Annotated in this window: 15 protein-coding genes and 1 tRNA gene; 8 read left to right on the top strand and 8 right to left on the bottom strand. The window is 65.3% G+C overall.

All coding sequences use genetic code 11. From position 1 onward, the window contains the following. Positions 1-124: 124 nt before the first annotated feature. Positions 125-1159 carry a proline racemase family protein gene (locus tag ShzoTeo12_RS00470; protein WP_119257479.1) on the bottom strand — a complete coding sequence of 345 codons (1035 nt, stop codon included), beginning with the start codon at positions 1157-1159 and terminating at the stop codon, positions 125-127. A gap of 140 nt (positions 1160-1299) precedes the next feature. Between ShzoTeo12_RS00470 and ShzoTeo12_RS00465 the strand changes: the two genes are divergently transcribed. Together ShzoTeo12_RS00465 and ShzoTeo12_RS00460 are read left to right on the top strand one after the other, a co-directional pair. Continuing rightward, positions 1300-2106 (top strand): phosphodiesterase, encoded by an 807-nt coding sequence (locus ShzoTeo12_RS00465; protein ID WP_119257478.1) that lies wholly within the window; start codon positions 1300-1302, stop codon positions 2104-2106. A gap of 123 nt (positions 2107-2229) precedes the next feature. Beyond that, entirely contained in the window at positions 2230-2865 is a 636-nt protein-coding gene (locus ShzoTeo12_RS00460; protein ID WP_318910773.1) for a DUF1236 domain-containing protein, read from the top strand. A 160-nt stretch (positions 2866-3025) separates the two neighbouring features. On the opposite strand, the gene ShzoTeo12_RS00455 is transcribed toward ShzoTeo12_RS00460, so the two are convergent. Both ShzoTeo12_RS00455 and ShzoTeo12_RS00450 read right to left on the bottom strand, forming a co-directional pair. Continuing rightward, complete coding sequence (locus ShzoTeo12_RS00455) at positions 3026-4273, bottom strand: alpha/beta hydrolase (RefSeq protein WP_119257476.1); 1248 nt, start codon at positions 4271-4273, stop codon at positions 3026-3028. Between the two features lie 274 nt (positions 4274-4547). Next, positions 4548-5291, bottom strand: a complete 744-nt coding sequence (locus ShzoTeo12_RS00450; protein WP_318910771.1) for an SDR family oxidoreductase — start codon at positions 5289-5291, stop codon at positions 4548-4550. 96 nt (positions 5292-5387) lie between these two features. Between ShzoTeo12_RS00450 and ShzoTeo12_RS00445 the strand changes: the two genes are divergently transcribed. Then, positions 5388-6317, top strand: a complete 930-nt coding sequence (locus ShzoTeo12_RS00445) for an AraC family transcriptional regulator (RefSeq protein ID WP_318910770.1) — start codon at positions 5388-5390, stop codon at positions 6315-6317. A 32-nt stretch (positions 6318-6349) separates the two neighbouring features. Here ShzoTeo12_RS00445 and ShzoTeo12_RS00440 read toward each other — a convergent pair. From ShzoTeo12_RS00440 to ShzoTeo12_RS00430, 3 genes are all read right to left on the bottom strand, one after another. Further along, positions 6350-6426 (bottom strand) — tRNA-Arg (locus tag ShzoTeo12_RS00440). 138 nt (positions 6427-6564) lie between these two features. Then, positions 6565-8034, bottom strand: a complete 1470-nt coding sequence (locus ShzoTeo12_RS00435; RefSeq protein ID WP_318910769.1) for a HAMP domain-containing sensor histidine kinase — start codon at positions 8032-8034, stop codon at positions 6565-6567. A 187-nt stretch (positions 8035-8221) separates the two neighbouring features. Then, the gene (locus ShzoTeo12_RS00430) at positions 8222-10237 is read right to left on the bottom strand and encodes a methyl-accepting chemotaxis protein (RefSeq protein ID WP_318910768.1); all 2016 of its coding nucleotides are present in this window, start codon (positions 10235-10237) and stop codon (positions 8222-8224) included. 430 nt (positions 10238-10667) lie between these two features. Here ShzoTeo12_RS00430 and rpmH point away from each other — a divergent pair, with 430 nt between their 5' ends. The 4 genes from rpmH to yihA all read left to right on the top strand — a co-directional run bounded on the left by rpmH (position 10668) and on the right by yihA (position 13826). Further along, a complete protein-coding gene (gene rpmH, locus ShzoTeo12_RS00425) occupies positions 10668-10805 on the top strand; it encodes a 50S ribosomal protein L34 (protein ID WP_119257473.1) in 138 nt (45 codons plus the stop codon). Positions 10806-10837: 32 nt separating this feature from the next. Next, the gene (gene rnpA, locus ShzoTeo12_RS00420; protein WP_119257472.1) at positions 10838-11230 is read left to right on the top strand and encodes a ribonuclease P protein component; all 393 of its coding nucleotides are present in this window, start codon (positions 10838-10840) and stop codon (positions 11228-11230) included. Further along, positions 11230-13035, top strand: a complete 1806-nt coding sequence (gene yidC / locus ShzoTeo12_RS00415; protein WP_318910767.1) for a membrane protein insertase YidC — start codon at positions 11230-11232, stop codon at positions 13033-13035. The genes rnpA and yidC overlap by 1 nt, the downstream gene beginning before the upstream one ends. Positions 13036-13172: 137 nt before the next feature. Continuing rightward, complete coding sequence (gene yihA / locus ShzoTeo12_RS00410) at positions 13173-13826, top strand: ribosome biogenesis GTP-binding protein YihA/YsxC (RefSeq protein WP_119257470.1); 654 nt, start codon at positions 13173-13175, stop codon at positions 13824-13826. Positions 13827-13835: 9 nt separating this feature from the next. Here the strand turns inward: yihA and ShzoTeo12_RS00405 are convergent, their stop codons facing one another. Continuing rightward, the gene (locus tag ShzoTeo12_RS00405) at positions 13836-14567 is read right to left on the bottom strand and encodes an anti-sigma factor domain-containing protein (protein WP_318910766.1); all 732 of its coding nucleotides are present in this window, start codon (positions 14565-14567) and stop codon (positions 13836-13838) included. A gap of 209 nt (positions 14568-14776) precedes the next feature. Here ShzoTeo12_RS00405 and argB point away from each other — a divergent pair, with 209 nt between their 5' ends. Next, a complete protein-coding gene (gene argB, locus ShzoTeo12_RS00400; RefSeq protein ID WP_119257468.1) occupies positions 14777-15664 on the top strand; it encodes an acetylglutamate kinase in 888 nt (295 codons plus the stop codon). A 3-nt stretch (positions 15665-15667) separates the two neighbouring features. Here the strand turns inward: argB and ShzoTeo12_RS00395 are convergent, their stop codons facing one another. Further along, entirely contained in the window at positions 15668-16570 is a 903-nt protein-coding gene (locus tag ShzoTeo12_RS00395; RefSeq protein ID WP_318910764.1) for an EamA family transporter, read from the bottom strand. Between the last annotated feature and the right edge of the window lie 61 nt (positions 16571-16631).

The raw sequence follows: 16631 nt of genomic DNA, 5'->3' as shown, positions 1-16631 counted from the left end.
GGGCCGGAAACGGATTGGACCTGATGGAGGCCGACGCGTCAATCGCACGCCGCCCTCCCGGACACTCTTATGCGCCCTCGCTCCCGCCGCCTCTGTTCCCGCGGAAACAGGGCGGGCCGGAGCCTCAGCGGATCTCGCCGGCCTGCGGGCCCCAGGTGTCCGTCATGGCGAAGCCTTCCGCCAGCGGATCGGTCGGATCGAGCGCGATCTGGTGCAGGCCGAAGGTCCAGCCGCGGCCGGTGATGGTGGGGATGATGGCCTTGCGGCCGGCGACCTCGGTCTCGGCCTGCAATCCGACTTCGAACTCCGACCCGATGATCGAGCGCGAGCGGAACGTGTCGCCCACCTTGGCAAGGCCGCGGGCATGCAGCGTGGCGAGGTTGGCGGAATTGCCGGTGCCGCAGGGCGAGCGGTCGACGCGGCCCGGCCACATGGTCGTGGCGGTGCGCACGAGGCCGTCCGGGTCCCGATCGCGGAACATGACATAGGCGACGCCGTTGATCTCGGGGATTTCCGGATGCACGATCTTCATCGACTTGTTGATGAGGTCCTTCAGCGCCATGCCGGCATCGACGAGCGCGCGGGCGTTGGCCTTCTCGATCTTCGTGCCGATCTGGTCGACATCGACCAGCGCATAGAAGATGCCGCCATAGGAGATGTCGAAGCGCACGCGGCCCCAGTGCGGCGTGTCGATCTCGACGTCCAGTTCCTGGACGAAGGACGGCACCATGGTGAGCTTTACCTTCTCGCAGCGCCCGTCGCGGCAGGTCGCCGTCGCCTTGACGAGGCCGGCGGCCGTGTCGAGCACGACGACGGTTTCCGGTTCCTTCATCTCGACGATGCCCGATTCGAGCAGCGCCGTGGTGACGCAGATCGAGTTGGAGCCCGAGGAGGCATGCGCCTGGTCGGCCTGCAGGATGATGAAGCCGGCATCGGCCTCGGGACGCTTGGCCGGCACCAGAAGGTTGACCGAGCCCGTCGCGGCCGCACGCGGCTCGAGGCACAGGAAGCGGCGCAGGCTGTCGTCGACCGTGTTGATATAGTTGAGCTGCTCGGCGATCGAATTGCCGGGGATCTTCGGCACGCCGCCGATGGCCACCTTGCCGATCTCGCCCTCGCAATGAACGTCCAGCAACTGGATCGTGCGCTTCCATCTCATGTCGATATGCTCCGTTCTCGCCGGCCGCCCGGCTGCTTTCTCTCTGATATATCAGATCGGGCCGCGTTCCAACAGCTTTTCATGCGACAGGTTCGCGCGCTACGAAGATGGGATCACGATCGTCCCGCCAGGAACTCTTCATGACCAAGCTCATCGTCTTCACCGACCTGCATATGGTGCCCGAGGGCGCGACCATCATCGGCCTCGATCCCTACCAGCGGCTTTTGGCCGGCATCGAGCATGTCAACCGCTACCATCCCGACGCCGACCGCGTGATCATCACCGGCGACCTCGCGCACCGGGCCGACACGCTGTCCTACGAGCGCCTGCACGGCCTTCTCGCGCGGGTCGTGCCGCCCGTCGCCATCACCATCGGCAACCACGACTATCGCGACCGTTTCCTCGAGACCTTCACCCATGTCCGGCCGGACGAGAACGGCTTCGTGCAGCAGTCCATCGATTTTTCCGACTGCCGGGTCGTGCTGCTCGACACGCTCTTTGCACCGCCCTACGACTATCCGATGAGCCATGCCGGCTATCTTTGCGAAAGGCGCCTCGCCTGGCTCGACCGGGCGCTTGCCGGCGCGGACGGCCGTCCCGTCCTGCTCTTCATGCATCACCCGCCGCACAAGACGGGCTTTACCGGCATGGACGCCATCCGCCTCGGCAACGAGGATGCCTTCTACGATCTGGTGCTGCGCCACGGCAATGTCCGGCACATCTTCGCCGGCCATGTCCACCGCACGATCGGCGGCTCGCATCGCGGCATTCCCTTCTCGATCTTCAAGAGCCCGGTGCACCAGCAGCCGATGCCCTTCGACATGCCAAACGCCTCGCTGTCGGTCGACGAGCCCGGCGCCTATGGCATCGTCGTGGTGACCGAGGAGGGCCTGCAGGTGCACAACGAGGACTATGAAATCGCGCGGCGCGACCCGGAAATCGCCTGAGGCCGCCGGTTAACGCGCGTTACACATCGTGATGCCTCGACCGCCTTCCGCCGGAACCGGTCCGGCAAAACGACGTTGTCTCCGCCGAAGGGGTGATAAACCCGATTTTCGAAGGAGAAGAACATGCGCAAGATTCTCATGGCCGGTGCCGCCCTGGCACTTCTCGGCGCCACCGCCGCCCATGCGGACGATCGCGACAAGGAGGCTCTCGGCGGGGCTGCCGGCGGGGCCGCAGGGGCTGCGGCGGGCGCCGTGGTCGGAGGCCCGATCGGCGCGGTCGTCGGCGGCGTGGCCGGTTTCGCCATCGGCGCGGATGCCGCCGTTCCGGACGACGCCCGGGTCTATGTCATGGAGAACCCGACACCGCCCGTCGTCCTCGAAGCTCCGGTAACGGCCGAGACGCGCTTCGACGACAGCGTGACGCTGACGCCGATCCCCGAGCATCCCGACCTTGCCTATGTCTATGTCGACAACCGCCCGGTCATCGTGCGCACCGACAGCCGTCAGGTGATCTATGCGCCGGACGTGCAGGCCACCGGCAGCATTTCGTCCGACATTCCCGAGGCGACGATCACCTATGTCGAACGGCACCCGGTCGATCCCGTCATCCTGGAAGGACCGGTCGAGGCCGGCATGGTGGTCCCCGATACGGTGCAGATCGTCGACGTGCCGGAAAACCCGAACTACGGCTACATCTATGTCGACCAGCGGCCCGTTCTCGTGGACCGCGGCTCGCGCCAGGTGATCTGGGTGCGCTAAAAGCATCCGGTAAACGATGAGGCGGCCCCTGCGGGCCGCCTCTGTTTATTCAGACCCTTTCTTTCCTCTCTATCGTTATCTTCGGGCTCGACCCGAACATGACGTAGGAAAGGTGGGCGGCCTTGCCGGCGGCGCGAGGCGCTCCCTGCGAGGCCGCCTTTTACTGTCCGACGGCCGTTGTCGTGGTGTCCTCGACCGAATTGCCGAGGCGGCGCCACTGGTCGTCGTAATTCCTGCGCGTCACCGGATCGAAGACCGCGATGGGCGTCGAGACCACGATGCTCGCCGCGCTGCCGACCGTCTGGGCCGTGCCGAGCGCCACGGCGCCGAGCCGCTCGCCGAGGCCGACCTCCGAATCCGTGACGGACTGGCCGTCGATCAGGCGGTTGCCGATGAGGCGCACGACCTCGGGGCTCTCAGCGAACTTGCCGTGATTGAGCCGGTCGCCGGATTTCAGCGCCGTGAGATCGATCACCGTGATGCCCTGCTTTTCCAGCATGGAGCGGTAGGGTTCGGCGGCGGGGTTGATCTGGCCGAGGCGATCCACATTGCCCGAGATGCGGCGCGAGAGCGTCAGCGCCCGGTCGTCGCGCGAGACGAAGAGCGTGAACTGCGGCCTGTCCGGCCCGATGGCGCGAAGCTGCTGGCCGAAGACATCGACGTCGAGGTCGGGGGAAGCAAGAATGACCTGCTGGATCTTCTTCGGCACGCGCCCGTCGCGGATCGCCATCTGGCGCAGCGTCTCGACGGCGAGCCAGGTGCCCATGGAATGCGCCATGATGGTGATCTCGCCGACCTCGGGCGTATCGACCGCCGCCCGCAGCAGCTCCTCCAGCGCGTCACGCGAATAGTTCGTGCTTTCCTTGTCGTAGGAATAATCGAAGATGCTGGCGCGCGAGGGCCAGGTGAAGATCACCGGGGCGGCATCCGTCTTCGAATCGTGCACGATCTGCGCAAAGCGGTAGACGGCATCCTCATAGCGGTTGTTGAAACCGTGCACGAAGACGAGCACGCGCCGGCTCTTCGGCAGGTTATGGTCGAGCCAGACGCGGCCGGCTTTCGCGCTTTCGACGGGCTTCACGCTGACGGTCGAGAAATCCTTCATCGGATCGGCCGGCAGCTTCTTCGGCCATTGCACCTGGCCGACCTTGCGGTTGGCGTCGGGCGGGATGGAGATGGCGATGTCGCGCAGCTCCAGCTGGGAGCCACGCTCGCCGGAGAAGAGGACGCCCGGCTGGCTCGACGGCGCGCGGGTGGTCGCGACCAGCAGATCGACCTTGGACACACCCGGCGGCGTCTCGCCGCTCGGCACCAGCACGCCTTCCGGCCGGCCGGCGCAACTCGCCAGCACCAGCAACCCGGCGAAGATCACGCGACGCAATACGCGCGGCATAACGCGGCTCGTCATGTCCCGCTTCCTTCCGCTTTCCTGTTTTCGCCGGCGCCGTGCACGCACCGTTCGCACCTGCTTAGCCGAGCGGCGGGCGGTTTTGAAGAGAGGCTGTGCGGACGAAGAAGGACGTGACGAACGAGAGGCCATCCCGCGTGGCAGATCGGCCACGGCGGAAACCATCCGGCAGATGGCGCCGTCCGCGGCAAGCGAGAGATGGGAAAGAGGAAACGCTCCGGCCGACCTGGCGTTGTTCCTATCCGTTTGCACGCCGAAGCCGGCAGGGCAAGGATCAGTTCGTGCGGGCGAGAGCCTGCGCATCCATGCCGGCCGGGAATCGCAACGTGCCGGAGCGGTCGTTGACGGCGTTCCAGACGGCTTCCGCAACATCGCTTTCCCGCGTGGTCAGCGCCGGCCGCGCGAACTGCGCGAAGATCGGCGCGGCGAAGCCGGCATAGGACTCGGGAATGAGATTCTCGACGAGGATGGGGGTGTTCTGCGCAAACCGCGTCGTTGGCGCATATCCCGGCTCGACGAGCTTGACGCGAACATCGAAGTGCCCCAATTCATGGGCCAGCGACCCTGTGAATCCTTCGACGGCCTGCTTGCTGGCAGTATAGGCGGCCGCCAGTGGCATGGGCGCCAATGTGACGCTAGAGGTCACGTTCACGATCACGCCGGCGCGGCGTTCCCGCATCTGCGGGATCACGGCCTGCGTCATCGCCATGACACCGAAGGTGTTCGTGTCGAAAATCTTGCGGATATGAGACATGGGCGTCGCCTCGAATGCGCCGACGACGCCGATCCCGGCATTGTTGACCAGCGCATCGATCGGGCCGGCAGCCTCGATGGCATCGGCAATGCTGCCCTCATCCGTCACATCCAGCGGAAGAATATGCAGGTTCGGCTCCTGCGAGAAAAGGTCTTGCCGGGGCGTGCGCATGGTCGCCACGACATTCCACTCGTTCGCCAGAAAGTGGCGCGCCACCTCGAGGCCGTAACCCGATGAGCACCCGGTAATCAGCACGGTTTTCACTGTTCGTCTCCTTGTTGGGATCTGGTCCCAATGTAATTCGACGAGAAAGGACGATCTACGATAGAAAGTCCGAATTTAATTCGTTATAGTCCGGAAATGATCGATCCACTCTCCGATATCGCCGGCCTGCTCCGCCCTCGCGCCGTGTTCACGAAGGGTATTAGTGGCGCGGGGCGCTGGGGGGTGCGCTACGAAGATTTCGGCCATCCCAGCTTTGCCATCGTGATCGAGGGCGCCTGTCGCCTGAATGTCGAGGGGCAAAAGGAACTGCGCCTTGAGGCAGGCGATTTCATCCTGCTTCCGCGCACGCCCAGCTTTACGATGTCAGGCTTCGAACCGATCATACCGGACCTCATCGATCCGCAAGCAGGGGCCGCTGCCGGAGACATTCGACATGGCAGGCAGGACGGCCCACCGAGCGTCCGCATCCTCGGAGGATATTTCATCTTCGACAGCGACGATTCCAGCTTTCTCGTCTCACTGCTTCCCGAGCAAGTGCATGTACGCGGCGTCGACCGGCTGTCTATGCTGGTGGAACTCGTGATCGAAGAGGCCGCCGCCGAGCGTCCCGGGCGCGAACTGGTGCTGACCCGGCTTGTCGAAATCATGCTGGTGGAGGCCTTGCGGCTGATGCAGACACCGGATGCCCCGGCCGGATTGTTGCGCGGCCTGGGGGATGCCAGAATTGCACAGGCCCTCAGGCAGCTGCACGCCGACCCGGCGCATCCCTGGACAATGGCGGCACTGGCAAAGGAGGCGGCCCTTTCGCGCTCCGCGTTTTTCGACAGATTCGTGCGGAATGTCGGCGCGCCACCAATGGAGTATCTGCTAGCCCTGCGCATGACGCTCGCAAGGAATCTCCTGCGCCAGCGGGATATCGGCATCGCCGAAGTCGCCGAGCGCGTTGGTTACAGCTCGGCAAGCACTTTCAGTACGGCCTTCAGCCGCTTCGTCGGCCAGCCGCCCGGGCGATATACGCGTGGAATGACAGACAAGATGACGACGAGAGCCGGCTCCCAGCCTTAGCCAAGCCTATGCAATAGAATGTAGAGGAGAAATGGCGCACCCGAAGAGATTCGAACTCCTGACCCCCAGATTCGTAGTCTGGTGCTCTATCCAGCTGAGCTACGGGTGCGCTGGCAGTGGCGGGTCGTTGTGCCCGGCTGCGAGGCGGTTCTCTAAAGGGTGCTTGGGCTTATTGCAAGCGCCTTTCGGAGAAAAAATGCACTTTTTTCATCGCGCCGTCCTGTCGCGGCGCAAAGCGCCCGGGAAATCAGGCGCGGTGGCGAAAGGCGTCGAGCGGCACGGGGCGGTCCGGCAGCTCGATGCGGAAGAGCGTTCCGGGCGTCGCCTTCTCCACCAGCGCGATCGTGCCGCCATGGGCAAGCACCAGCTCGCGCGCGATGGCAAGGCCGAGGCCGGTGCCGCCGGAGCGCACTGAGCCGCGGAAGGCGGCGAAGAGGTTTTCCCGCGCCTTGGCCGGCATGCCGGGGCCGTTGTCGTCGATGGAGATGGAAACGACGCTGCCGGTGCGAAGGCCCGTCACCAGGACCGCGCGCTCGCGCAGGGCGGCATCCTGCAGCAGCGCCTCGACGGCGTTGCGGCAAAGATTATGGATGACGCGGAAGAGCTGCTCGCCGTCGGCATCGACCTCGAGGCCCGGCTCGATCTGCACCACGAAGTCGATATCGCCGCGCGCATCGAGCGCCAGAACCTCGGAGACCTCCTGCACCAGCGGGCGCAGTGCCACGAAGCGGCGGCGCGGCTCCGGCTCGCGCATGCGCCCGTAGGAGAGCACCTCGTTGGTATAGCCCACCGCCCGGTCGATGCTGCGCAGCAGCTTCGGCGCCACGCGCTTGACCACCGGATCGTCGACATCCGACAGGCGGTCGGACATGAGCTGGGCGGAGGAGAGGATGTTGCGCATGTCGTGGTTGATCTTCGACACGGCGAGGCCGAGATCGGCGAGGTTCTTCTGCTCCTTCAGCGTGCGCTGGAGCGTCTGCTGCATGGCGGCGAGGTGGATGCCGGCCACGGCGATCTCGTCGCGGCCGCCGGAGGGCTCCAGCACGCGGGCCGGGTTGGACGGGTCGGTGGCGAATTCGCGGATATTGGCCGTCATGCGACGCATGGGACGGATCAGCAGGCGGTTGAGCGCGAAGAAGATCGGGCTTGCCGTGGCGAGCGACATGAGCATCGAGAAGATGAAGACATTGCGCGCATAGTGCAGCATGGCGCGGCGCAGGGCGCCCTCGTCGAGCAGCAGTTCGATGCGCGTCGTCGTCTCACCGACCGGGCCGTAGACGCGGATGACGCGGTCACCGCCAAAGAGCAGCGTGTCGAAGGCATCGTAGACCGAGCCGAGCGTCGAGACGTCGGAAAGGTCGTACTGGGCGTCGACGCTCGGCGGCATGTCGACGGCGGCGACCATGCGGGAGGCGTCCTGCTTCTTCAGCACGATCGCCTTGGTGCCCGTCGCCAGCAGCGTCTCCTCCTGCACCGGGCGCGGCAATTCCTGGTCCGGCAGGCCCTCGATGACGACGGCGGCGGCGGCGGCCGTGTTCAGCCGGTCGCGCAGCCACATCAGCCGCATATTGGCGACGGAGGGCACGAAGATCAGCACTTCGGCGATGAGGACGAAGACGGCGGTAACCAGCAGGAGCTTTCCCGACAGGCCGGACAGGAACCCGACCGCCGGAACCGGCGTCTCGGTCAAGGGCGGCGTCCCGTCTCTGTCCACCATGTCTCCCACTCCCGGACATGCCGCAAAGCGGCGCTCGATGCCGCGACCGACAATCGACGACACCGTCGGCCACAGCCGACAGCCCATGATAGAGAATTACGGCAATTTTTCCAACGCTGCCGCAGGAAAGACAAAGGCGCGGCGATCCTGCGACCGCCGCGCCTCATTCACTCAACCCGATGGGAGATCAGAATTCTTCCCAGCTCTCCACGGCCGTGGCCGTGGCGGCGGCCGTCGCGCGATTGCCGCCGAAGGCGCGGGCGACGCTCCCCATCATGCGGCGGGCGGGCGATTCGACCGGGCGCGCATCGGCGCGAACCGGTGCGGGCGCCGCCTGGAAGGCGCCATCGCCGGTGCGGAAGCGGGCGACGAGGCCGGCAAGGCTGTCGGCCTCGCCCTTGAGCTTGTGCGTGGCGGCCGAGGTCTCCTCGACCATGGCGGCATTGTGCTGGGTGACCTGGTCCATCTGGTTGATGGCGGTGCTGACCTCCTGCAGGCCGGTCGCCTGCTCGCGGGCGGCCGTGGCGATCGAATGGATGCGATCGTTGATGGTGACGACGCGGCTTTCGATGTCGGAAAGGGCCGTGCCGGTCTCCTGCACATAGCGCACGCCGACGGAGACCTCGTCGCCCGACTTGGTGATGAGGCCCTTGATGTCCTTGGCGGCGCTGGCGGCGCGCTGGGCAAGCTCGCGCACTTCCTGCGCGACGACGGCAAAGCCCTTGCCGGCCTCGCCGGCGCGGGCGGCCTCGACACCGGCATTGAGGGCAAGCAGGTTGGTCTGGAAGGCGATCTCGTCGATCACCGAGATGATCTGGCTGATCTCGCTCGACGCCTGCTCGATGCGGCCCATCGCGTCGATGGCGTTGCGCACGATGGCGCCGGACTGCTTGGCGCTCTGCGTCGCCTCGCCGACCATGACGCTCGCCTCGTTGGCGCGCTCCGTCGAGTTCTTGACGGCGGCGGTGATCTCCTCCAGCGCGGCCGAGGTTTCCTCCAGCGCGGCAGCCTGCTGCTCGGTGCGCTTGGAAAGATCGTCGGAGGCGGTGCGCAGCTCGCCGGAATTGGCGTTGATCGCGTCGGTGGAGGCGCGCACCTCGCGCATGGTGCTCTGGAGCGTGGCGAGCGTCGTGTTGACGTTCTGCTGCAGTTCGGCGAAGGCGCCGCGGAAGCTGCCGTCCATGGTCTGCGTCAGGTCGCCTTCGGCCAGCGCACCGATGACGCGGCGGGTTTCGGCGATGCCCTCCTCCACGCCGGCGACGAGTTCGTTGACGCTGCGGGCGAAGCGGTTGAGGTCGTCGTTCTGGTAGTCCTTGGCGATGCGCGAACTGAAATCGCCCGCGGCGGCGGCATGCACGACGGCCGCGATGGAGGACTGCAGGTCGGCGCTCTTCTCGCGCAGGATCTGTTCCTGGGCGTTGAGGTCGCGCACCGTGATGGCGTTCTGGCGGAAGACGGCGACGGCGCCGGCCATTTCGCCGATCTCGTCCTGGCGCCCGGCATAGGGCACCTCGGTCTCGAGGTCGCCGCCGGCGAGGCGCTTCATCGTCTCGGTGACGTTCTGGATCGGGCGGCTGAGTTCGTTGGTCGCGATATAGAAGGCGGTGCCGCCGCCGATCACGAGGCCCGCGCCGACCGTGCCGAGCACCAGCATCAGCATCAGCGTCTCGAAGGCCTCGATATCGCCGCGGATCGCGGTGAGGTTCTGGTTGTCCGTCTCCACGACGGCGTCGATTTCCTTCTGGAAGGCCTTGCGGTTGGCGCGGTTGCCCTCGTTGTTGCCCTGCTCGTTGGCCGCGGCGATGGAGCCTTCCTTGCCGAGGCGCGCGGTCTCGGAGCGGAAGGTGCGGAATTCGGCGGCGCGGGCAACGACGGCGTCGAAGGCGGCCTTCTGCTCGGCCGGCACCAGCGGGCGCCACTCGTTCAGCGTCTTGTCGATGCCGTCCAGTTCCTTGGCGATGCCTTCGGCGAACTTCCCGGCGCCTTCGGCATCCTTGGCGGCATAGATGCCGCGGGCTTCCATGACGACGGCGGTGACCTGACGGTTCAGGTGCTCGCCGAGGAAGGCGCGGTCGGCGGCATTCTCATACTGGCGAAGCTTGTCGCTGTATTCGGAGACGACATGGACGGCGATACCGCCGATGAGGACCGAAATGAGGCCCATCACCCCAACGATGAGATAGATCTTGCCGCGTATCTTCACGTCACACTCCCAATGGCACGGATAGCAGATCGGCAAGCGGAGAAATCCGGCTCACCTTTGGCAGGGACGGTAAAGGCTAAAGGTTAATTAGATTTTGATGCAACCCGCACAAACAACAGGCGAGTGAATACTTGCTAATATTGCCTCGCCCCCTGCTTCCGGGGGATTTGCCCCCGGAATTCCTTCACGCAGCGTAAGGAGAAACTGGCAATCGGCAAGAAGAACACAACCATCAAGAGCAATCCCATTAACGACTGTGACAGACGCATGGCATGAACTTCGCTGCAATTGACTTTCGACCGGCTTTGCCCTTATAAGCCGCGCACGTCCGGAAAGCTCGGCTTCCCGTAAGGGCACGCCTATGCCGGACTTTCACGCTCCTTGCGTAAACGCAAACCCAAGAAGGGCCGCACACCGCGGTATTAAATAAATGTCGAAGCGTACCTACCAGCCCTCCAAGCTTGTTCGCAAGCGTCGTCACGGCTTCCGCGCCCGCATGGCAACGGCAGGCGGCCGCAAGGTCCTGTCTGCACGTCGCGCCCGCGGCCGCGCACGTCTCTCGGCCTAAGGCCGTGCCTGCCCGAACAGAGGCGACGGGCAATGACGAAAACTGTTGAGAAATCTGCTGTCGGACGGCTGAAAAGCCGTCCGCAGTTTCTTTTTGTGCGCGAGGGCGAGAGGCGCAAGGGTCCCCTGTTCCTTCTCGAAGTGCGTGACCGGCAGATGCCGGACGAACCGCCCCGCGTCGGCTTCACCGTTACCAAGAAGCACGGCAACGCCGTGGAACGCAATCGCATGCGCCGCCGCCTGAAAGAGGCCGTGCGGCTATCGGCCGGGTTTGCAATGGAGCCCGGACACGACTATGTGGTTGTCGCCAGACGGGACGTGCTCGGCGCGCCCTTCGAAACCCTGCAGGCCGGTCTGAAGGACCGGATCACCACGCGGCAGAAGAAACACAAGCAGCAGCACCCTGCTGCGCCCGGGAAAGAGTGATGGAAAAAAACCGCAATTACTTCGTGGCGATCGCGCTGTCCGTGCTGATCCTCGTCGCCTGGCAGTTCCTCTATGTGAACCCCAAGCTCGAGAAGGATCGCGCCGCGCTGGAAGCCCAGCAGGCCGCCCAGACGACGGAGCAGACGACCACCACCACCGCAGGCGGCACCACGCCCGCCGCCACCGGGACGAACGGCACGCTGCCGGGCGCTGCCGGCGGGGCTGCCACGACCGAAACGCGTGAACAGGCCCTTGCCAAGTCCGCCCGCGTCGAGATCGACACGCCCGCGCTTGCCGGCTCCATCAACCTGACGGGCGCGCGCTTCGACGACCTGAAGCTCAAGGAATTCCACGAGACCGTCGACAAGACGAGCCCGATCATCACGCTTCTCAGCCCCGCCGAGACCGAACACGGCTACTTCGCCGAAATCGGCTATGTCGGCAGCGAGGCGACCGGCCAGATGCCCGGCCCGCAGACCGTCTGGACGCAGGACGGCGCCGGCAAGCTGACGCAGACGACCCCGGTCAAGCTTTCCTACACCAACGACAAGGGCATCACCTTCACCCGCACGATCTCGGTCGACGAGCATTACATGTTCACCGTCACCGACAGCATCGAGAACCGCACGGAAACGCCGGTCGCGCTTTCGGCCTATGGCCGCACGACGCGTTTCTTCAAGCCGTCCACCCCGTCGGTCTACGTGCTGCATGAAGGCTTTATCGGCGAGCTCGGCGACCTCGGCCTGCACGAGGTGAAGTACAAGGACGCCGAGAAGGACACGACCGTCGCGCCCGGCAAGGCGACGGGCGGCTGGCTCGGCATCACCGACAAGTACTGGGCGACCGCGCTGGTGCCGCCGCAGGCGACCCCCTACGAGACGCGCTTCTCCTATTTCCAGGACGGCCGTCCGCGCTACCAGGCCGACTATCGCCAGGATGACGTGACCATCGCGCCTGGCCAGACGATCGAAGTCAAGAACCTCTTCTTCGGCGGCGCCAAGGAAGTGCCGATCATCGACCAGTACAAGACGTCCTACTCGATCCCGCATTTCGACCTGATGATCGACTGGGGCTGGTTCTGGTTCTTCACCAAGCCGATGTTCCAGCTGATGGACTTCTTCTATCGCTACTTCGGCAATTTCGGCATCGCGATCCTCATCACGACCATCGTCGTCAAGGGTCTCTTCTTCCCGCTCGCCAGCAAGCAGTACGCTTCCATGGCGAACATGAAGAAGATGCAGCCGAAGATGGAGGAACTGAAGGCCAAGCACGGCGACGACCGCATGGCGCTGCAGCAGGCGATGATGCAGCTCTACAAGGAGGAGAAGATCAATCCGCTGGCGGGCTGCTGGCCGATCCTTCTGCAGGTCCCGGTGTTCTTCGCGCTCTACAAGGTGATCTACGTCACCATCGAAATGCGCCATGCGCCGTTCTTCGGCTGGATCCAGGACCTTTCGGCGCCCGATCCGACGTCGCTGTTCAACCTGTTCGGCCTCCTGCCCTACGACGTGCCGCATGCACTCCTGATCGGCGTCTGGCCGATCATCATGGGCATCACCATGTTCATGCAGATGCGCATGAACCCGACGCCGCCGGATCCGACCCAGGCGATGATCTTCACCTGGATGCCGCTGGTCTTCACCTTCATGCTGGCATCCTTCCCGGCCGGCCTCGTGATCTACTGGGCCTGGAACAACACGCTGTCCATCGTGCAGCAGGCGATCATCATGAAGCGCCACGGCGTCAAGATCGAGCTCTTCGACAATCTGAAGGGCCTGTTCGGGAAGAAGACGAAACCATCCTGACGATCCCGTCGGACGACATGCGAAACCCCGGCCATCGGCCGGGGTTTTCTTTTGCCGGATGCCCGGCGGCGGGCGCGCGCTTGACTTTCGCGGCCAAAACCGGGAAGCCGGGAGCCTGACAAGGAAGGCTGGAAGCAATGACAGAGACGAGCGCAACGGGCGACAAGCCGCTGTTCGGCAGGCCGTGGATCTTCATCCGCGGCGTGCCGGCGATGAAATTCCTGCCGCCCGAAGGCCCGCCGGAGATCGCCTTCGCCGGCCGCTCGAATGTCGGCAAGTCGTCGCTGATCAATGCACTGGTCGGCCACAAGGGCCTTGCCCGCACCTCCAACACGCCCGGCCGCACGCAGGAGCTCAACTATTTCGTGCCGGACGGTTTTTCCGGCGCCGAGGACGACCTGCCGCCGATGGCGCTCGTCGACATGCCGGGCTACGGCTATGCGCAGGCGCCCAAGGAACAGGTCGACGCCTGGACGAAGCTCGTCTTCGATTACCTGCGCGGCCGCTCGACGCTGAAGCGCGTCTATGTGCTGATCGACAGCCGCCACGGCATCAAGAAGAACGACGACGAGGTCTTCTCGCTGCTCGACAAGGCGGCGGTCTCCTACCAGGTCGTGCTGACCAAGACCGACAAGATCAAGGATGCCGGCGTGCCGCGCCTTATCGAGGAGACACTGCAGAAGATCTCCAAGCATCCGGCCGCCTATCCGGAGGTGCTCGCCACCTCGTCGGAAAAGGGCCGCGGGCTCGACGACCTGCGGGCCGCGATCCTCAGCGCCATCGATCGATAATCGGAACCGTCAGTCGAAGTGGGCCGCGCCGGTCGCCAGCACCGGACCGGTCCGCCTGCCCGTCGGCGAGCCGCCGAACGGCTCGACGCTGACGGAGATCGTCGCGCCTTCGACGATGCGGCTGCGCATTTCGCGCGGCACCGCCAGCCGTCCCTCGCCGGTCTGCGGCAGGACGCCGAGCGCGACGGGCGCCTTGCCGGCCTCGGTCAGCCAGAGTTCCAGCGACTTTTCCTTTTCGGGACCGGCGACGGGCGTCACGGCGAGCGTGCCGCTCGCATCGTCATAGCGGGCGACCAGCCCCATCGCGGCGTTCTCGCCCGTCATGCCCGCGACCAGCCGGCCGCCATTGACGGGGCGCGGCGCCAGAAGCGCGCTGAGGAGAAGGGCAAGGCCGGCCGCGACGGCGAAGGAGGCGAGCGCGAGCGCGCGCCAGAGCGTCAGCGAATGCCAGCAGCCGCCGGAGACCTTGCCGGAAAACACGGCGTCGCACGGGGTGGTGGTCAGGATATGCTGCTCGACGGGCGCGCGGGCGCCGGGGGAAAGATGCAACGGCTCGTAGCCGTCGCCGAAGGTGGCGAGGTTTTCCTCCCAGCGGCTCACCATGGCGGCGAACTGGCGGTCGCGCATCAGCCGCGCCTCGACCTTCTGGCGGTCTTCGTCGGACAGGACCCCGAGCACGTACTCGCCCGCGATCACCTGATCGCAGCACGGTTCTCTCATCTCTCGGTCGGACGCCGCCATCGGCTCAATCCACTCTCTCGGTTCCAGGACTGACGCGAGGACTTGGCCTCTCTTCCACATATAGGAACGCCGATGCGCCTTTGCCTATAGGGCAGGCGCGGAGCCGCATCATATTCCCCATCGGCTTTTTGCGCCACCGACCATGGGGATCATTCCATCGTCACGAAACATGCGTTAAACAGGCCCCCACCCATTCCCAAGAGGCCGCCATGTCCCTATCCGAAAGCGAAAACCAAGCCCGCCTTCTCACCGAAGCCCTGCCCTACATGCAGCGCTACGAGAACAAGACCATCGTGGTCAAATACGGCGGCCACGCCATGGGCAATGCCGAGCTCGGCAAGGCTTTCGCCAGCGACATCGCGCTTCTCAAGCAGTCCGGCGTCAACCCCATCGTCGTGCACGGCGGCGGCCCGCAGATCGGCGCGATGCTGACCAAGATGGGCATCGAATCGAAGTTCGAGGGGGGCCTGCGCGTCACCGACCAGAAGACCGTCGAGATCGTCGAGATGGTGCTGGCGGGCTCGATCAACAAGGAGATCGTCGCGCTCATCAACCAGACGGGCGAATGGGCGATCGGCCTGTGCGGCAAGGACGGCAACATGGTCTTCGCCGAAAAGGCCAAGAAGACCGTCATCGACCCCGACAGCAATATCGAGCGCATCCTCGACCTCGGCTTCGTCGGCGAGGTGGTGGAGGTGGACCGCACGCTGATCGACCTGCTCGCCAAATCCGAGATGATCCCGGTCATCGCCCCGGTCGCACCCGGCCGCGACGGCCATACCTACAACATCAACGCGGACACCTTCGCCGGCGCCATCGCCGGCGCGCTGAACGCGACGCGCCTGCTCTTCCTCACGGACGTTCCGGGCGTGCTCGACCGCAACGGCCAGCTCATCAAGGAGCTTTCCGTCGCCGAAGCCCGCGCGCTGATCAAGGACGGCACGATCTCCGGCGGCATGATCCCGAAGGTCGAGACCTGCATCGACGCCATCAAGGCGGGCGTGCAGGGCGTCGTCATCCTCAACGGCAAGACCGCCCATTCGGTATTGCTGGAGCTCTTCACCGAGCACGGCGCGGGCACGCTGCTGGTGCCCTGAGCCCTACAGGAAGAGAAGGCCGAAGATGCCGCAGACGATCAGCAGGCATCCGGCCGCCTCCGTGCGGTTCACCCGCTCGTGGAACAGGAACCACGACGCCATGAAGGTGAAGACCAGCTCGATCTGGCCGAGTGCGCGCACATAGGCGACCTGCTGGAGGCTCATCGCCGTGAACCAGCAGGCCGAGCCGAGCACGCCGGCAATGCCGACCAGCGAGGACGAGCGCCAGCTCTTCAGGACGTCGACGATCTCCCGCTTGTCCTTCCAGCCCATCCAGACCAGCATGAAGGCCGTCTGGAACGTCGTGACGCAGGCGAGCGTCACGGCGGCGTCCATGATCGGCCCCGGCCCCTGAAGCGACAGCGAGGCGCTGCGATAGGCGACCGCCGAGATGCCGAAGACCGCGCCCGAGGCGATGCCGATCAGCGCGGTGCGGCTTGTCAGCGCCGCGAGGATGTTGCGCCAGGAGAGCGGCGCGCGGGCAAGCGAGATCAGCATCACCCCGACGACGCCGACGATGATGGCGACGACCGCGCCGAAGGTGATGCGCTCTCCGAGCAGCACGAAGCCGAAGATCGCCGCCTGCACCGGCTCCGTCTTGGAATAGGCCGTGCCGACGGCGAAGTTCCTCAGCGAGAACAGGTAGACGAGCAGCATGGTCGCGAAGATCTGCGCCAGGCCGCCGATCACCGCCCAGAAGGCGAAGGTCCAGTTGAGCGCCGGAAACGGCAGGCCGACCGCGAGGCGCAGCACAAGCACGTAGAAGATCGCCAGCGGAAAGCCGTAGCCGAAGCGCACGAAGCTCGCCCCGCGTGTTCCGAGCGAGCCCTGAAGATGCTTCTGCAGGGCCGAGCGCAGGTTCTGCAGGAAGGCGGCGGCGATGGTGATGGGGATCCAGAGTTCCATGTCAGCCCGCTAGCATGGGGCTTGCCGCAAATCCATCGTCCGCGCGGGCCATCGCGGAAAA

The sequence above is a fragment of the Shinella zoogloeoides genome (genome assembly GCF_033705735.1).
Classification (GTDB): domain Bacteria; phylum Pseudomonadota; class Alphaproteobacteria; order Rhizobiales; family Rhizobiaceae; genus Shinella; species Shinella zoogloeoides_A.
This window is presented reverse-complemented; position numbering and strand designations above follow the sequence as displayed.

Coding starts and splice junctions, on each gene's coding strand:
- ShzoTeo12_RS00465 (WP_119257478.1), top strand. CDS start 1,300: ATGACCAAGCTCATCGTCTTCACCGACCTGCATATGGTGCCCGAGGGC.
- yidC (WP_318910767.1), top strand. CDS start 11,230: ATGGAAAAAAACCGCAATTACTTCGTGGCGATCGCGCTGTCCGTGCTG.
- ShzoTeo12_RS00395 (WP_318910764.1), bottom strand. CDS start 16,570: ATGGAACTCTGGATCCCCATCACCATCGCCGCCGCCTTCCTGCAGAAC.
- ShzoTeo12_RS00435 (WP_318910769.1), bottom strand. CDS start 8,034: ATGGTGGACAGAGACGGGACGCCGCCCTTGACCGAGACGCCGGTTCCG.
- rnpA (WP_119257472.1), top strand. CDS start 10,838: ATGACGAAAACTGTTGAGAAATCTGCTGTCGGACGGCTGAAAAGCCGT.
- ShzoTeo12_RS00445 (WP_318910770.1), top strand. CDS start 5,388: ATGATCGATCCACTCTCCGATATCGCCGGCCTGCTCCGCCCTCGCGCC.
- ShzoTeo12_RS00405 (WP_318910766.1), bottom strand. CDS start 14,567: ATGGCGGCGTCCGACCGAGAGATGAGAGAACCGTGCTGCGATCAGGTG.
- ShzoTeo12_RS00460 (WP_318910773.1), top strand. CDS start 2,230: ATGCGCAAGATTCTCATGGCCGGTGCCGCCCTGGCACTTCTCGGCGCC.
- argB (WP_119257468.1), top strand. CDS start 14,777: ATGTCCCTATCCGAAAGCGAAAACCAAGCCCGCCTTCTCACCGAAGCC.
- ShzoTeo12_RS00470 (WP_119257479.1), bottom strand. CDS start 1,159: ATGAGATGGAAGCGCACGATCCAGTTGCTGGACGTTCATTGCGAGGGC.
- rpmH (WP_119257473.1), top strand. CDS start 10,668: ATGTCGAAGCGTACCTACCAGCCCTCCAAGCTTGTTCGCAAGCGTCGT.
- ShzoTeo12_RS00455 (WP_119257476.1), bottom strand. CDS start 4,273: ATGACGAGCCGCGTTATGCCGCGCGTATTGCGTCGCGTGATCTTCGCC.
- yihA (WP_119257470.1), top strand. CDS start 13,173: ATGACAGAGACGAGCGCAACGGGCGACAAGCCGCTGTTCGGCAGGCCG.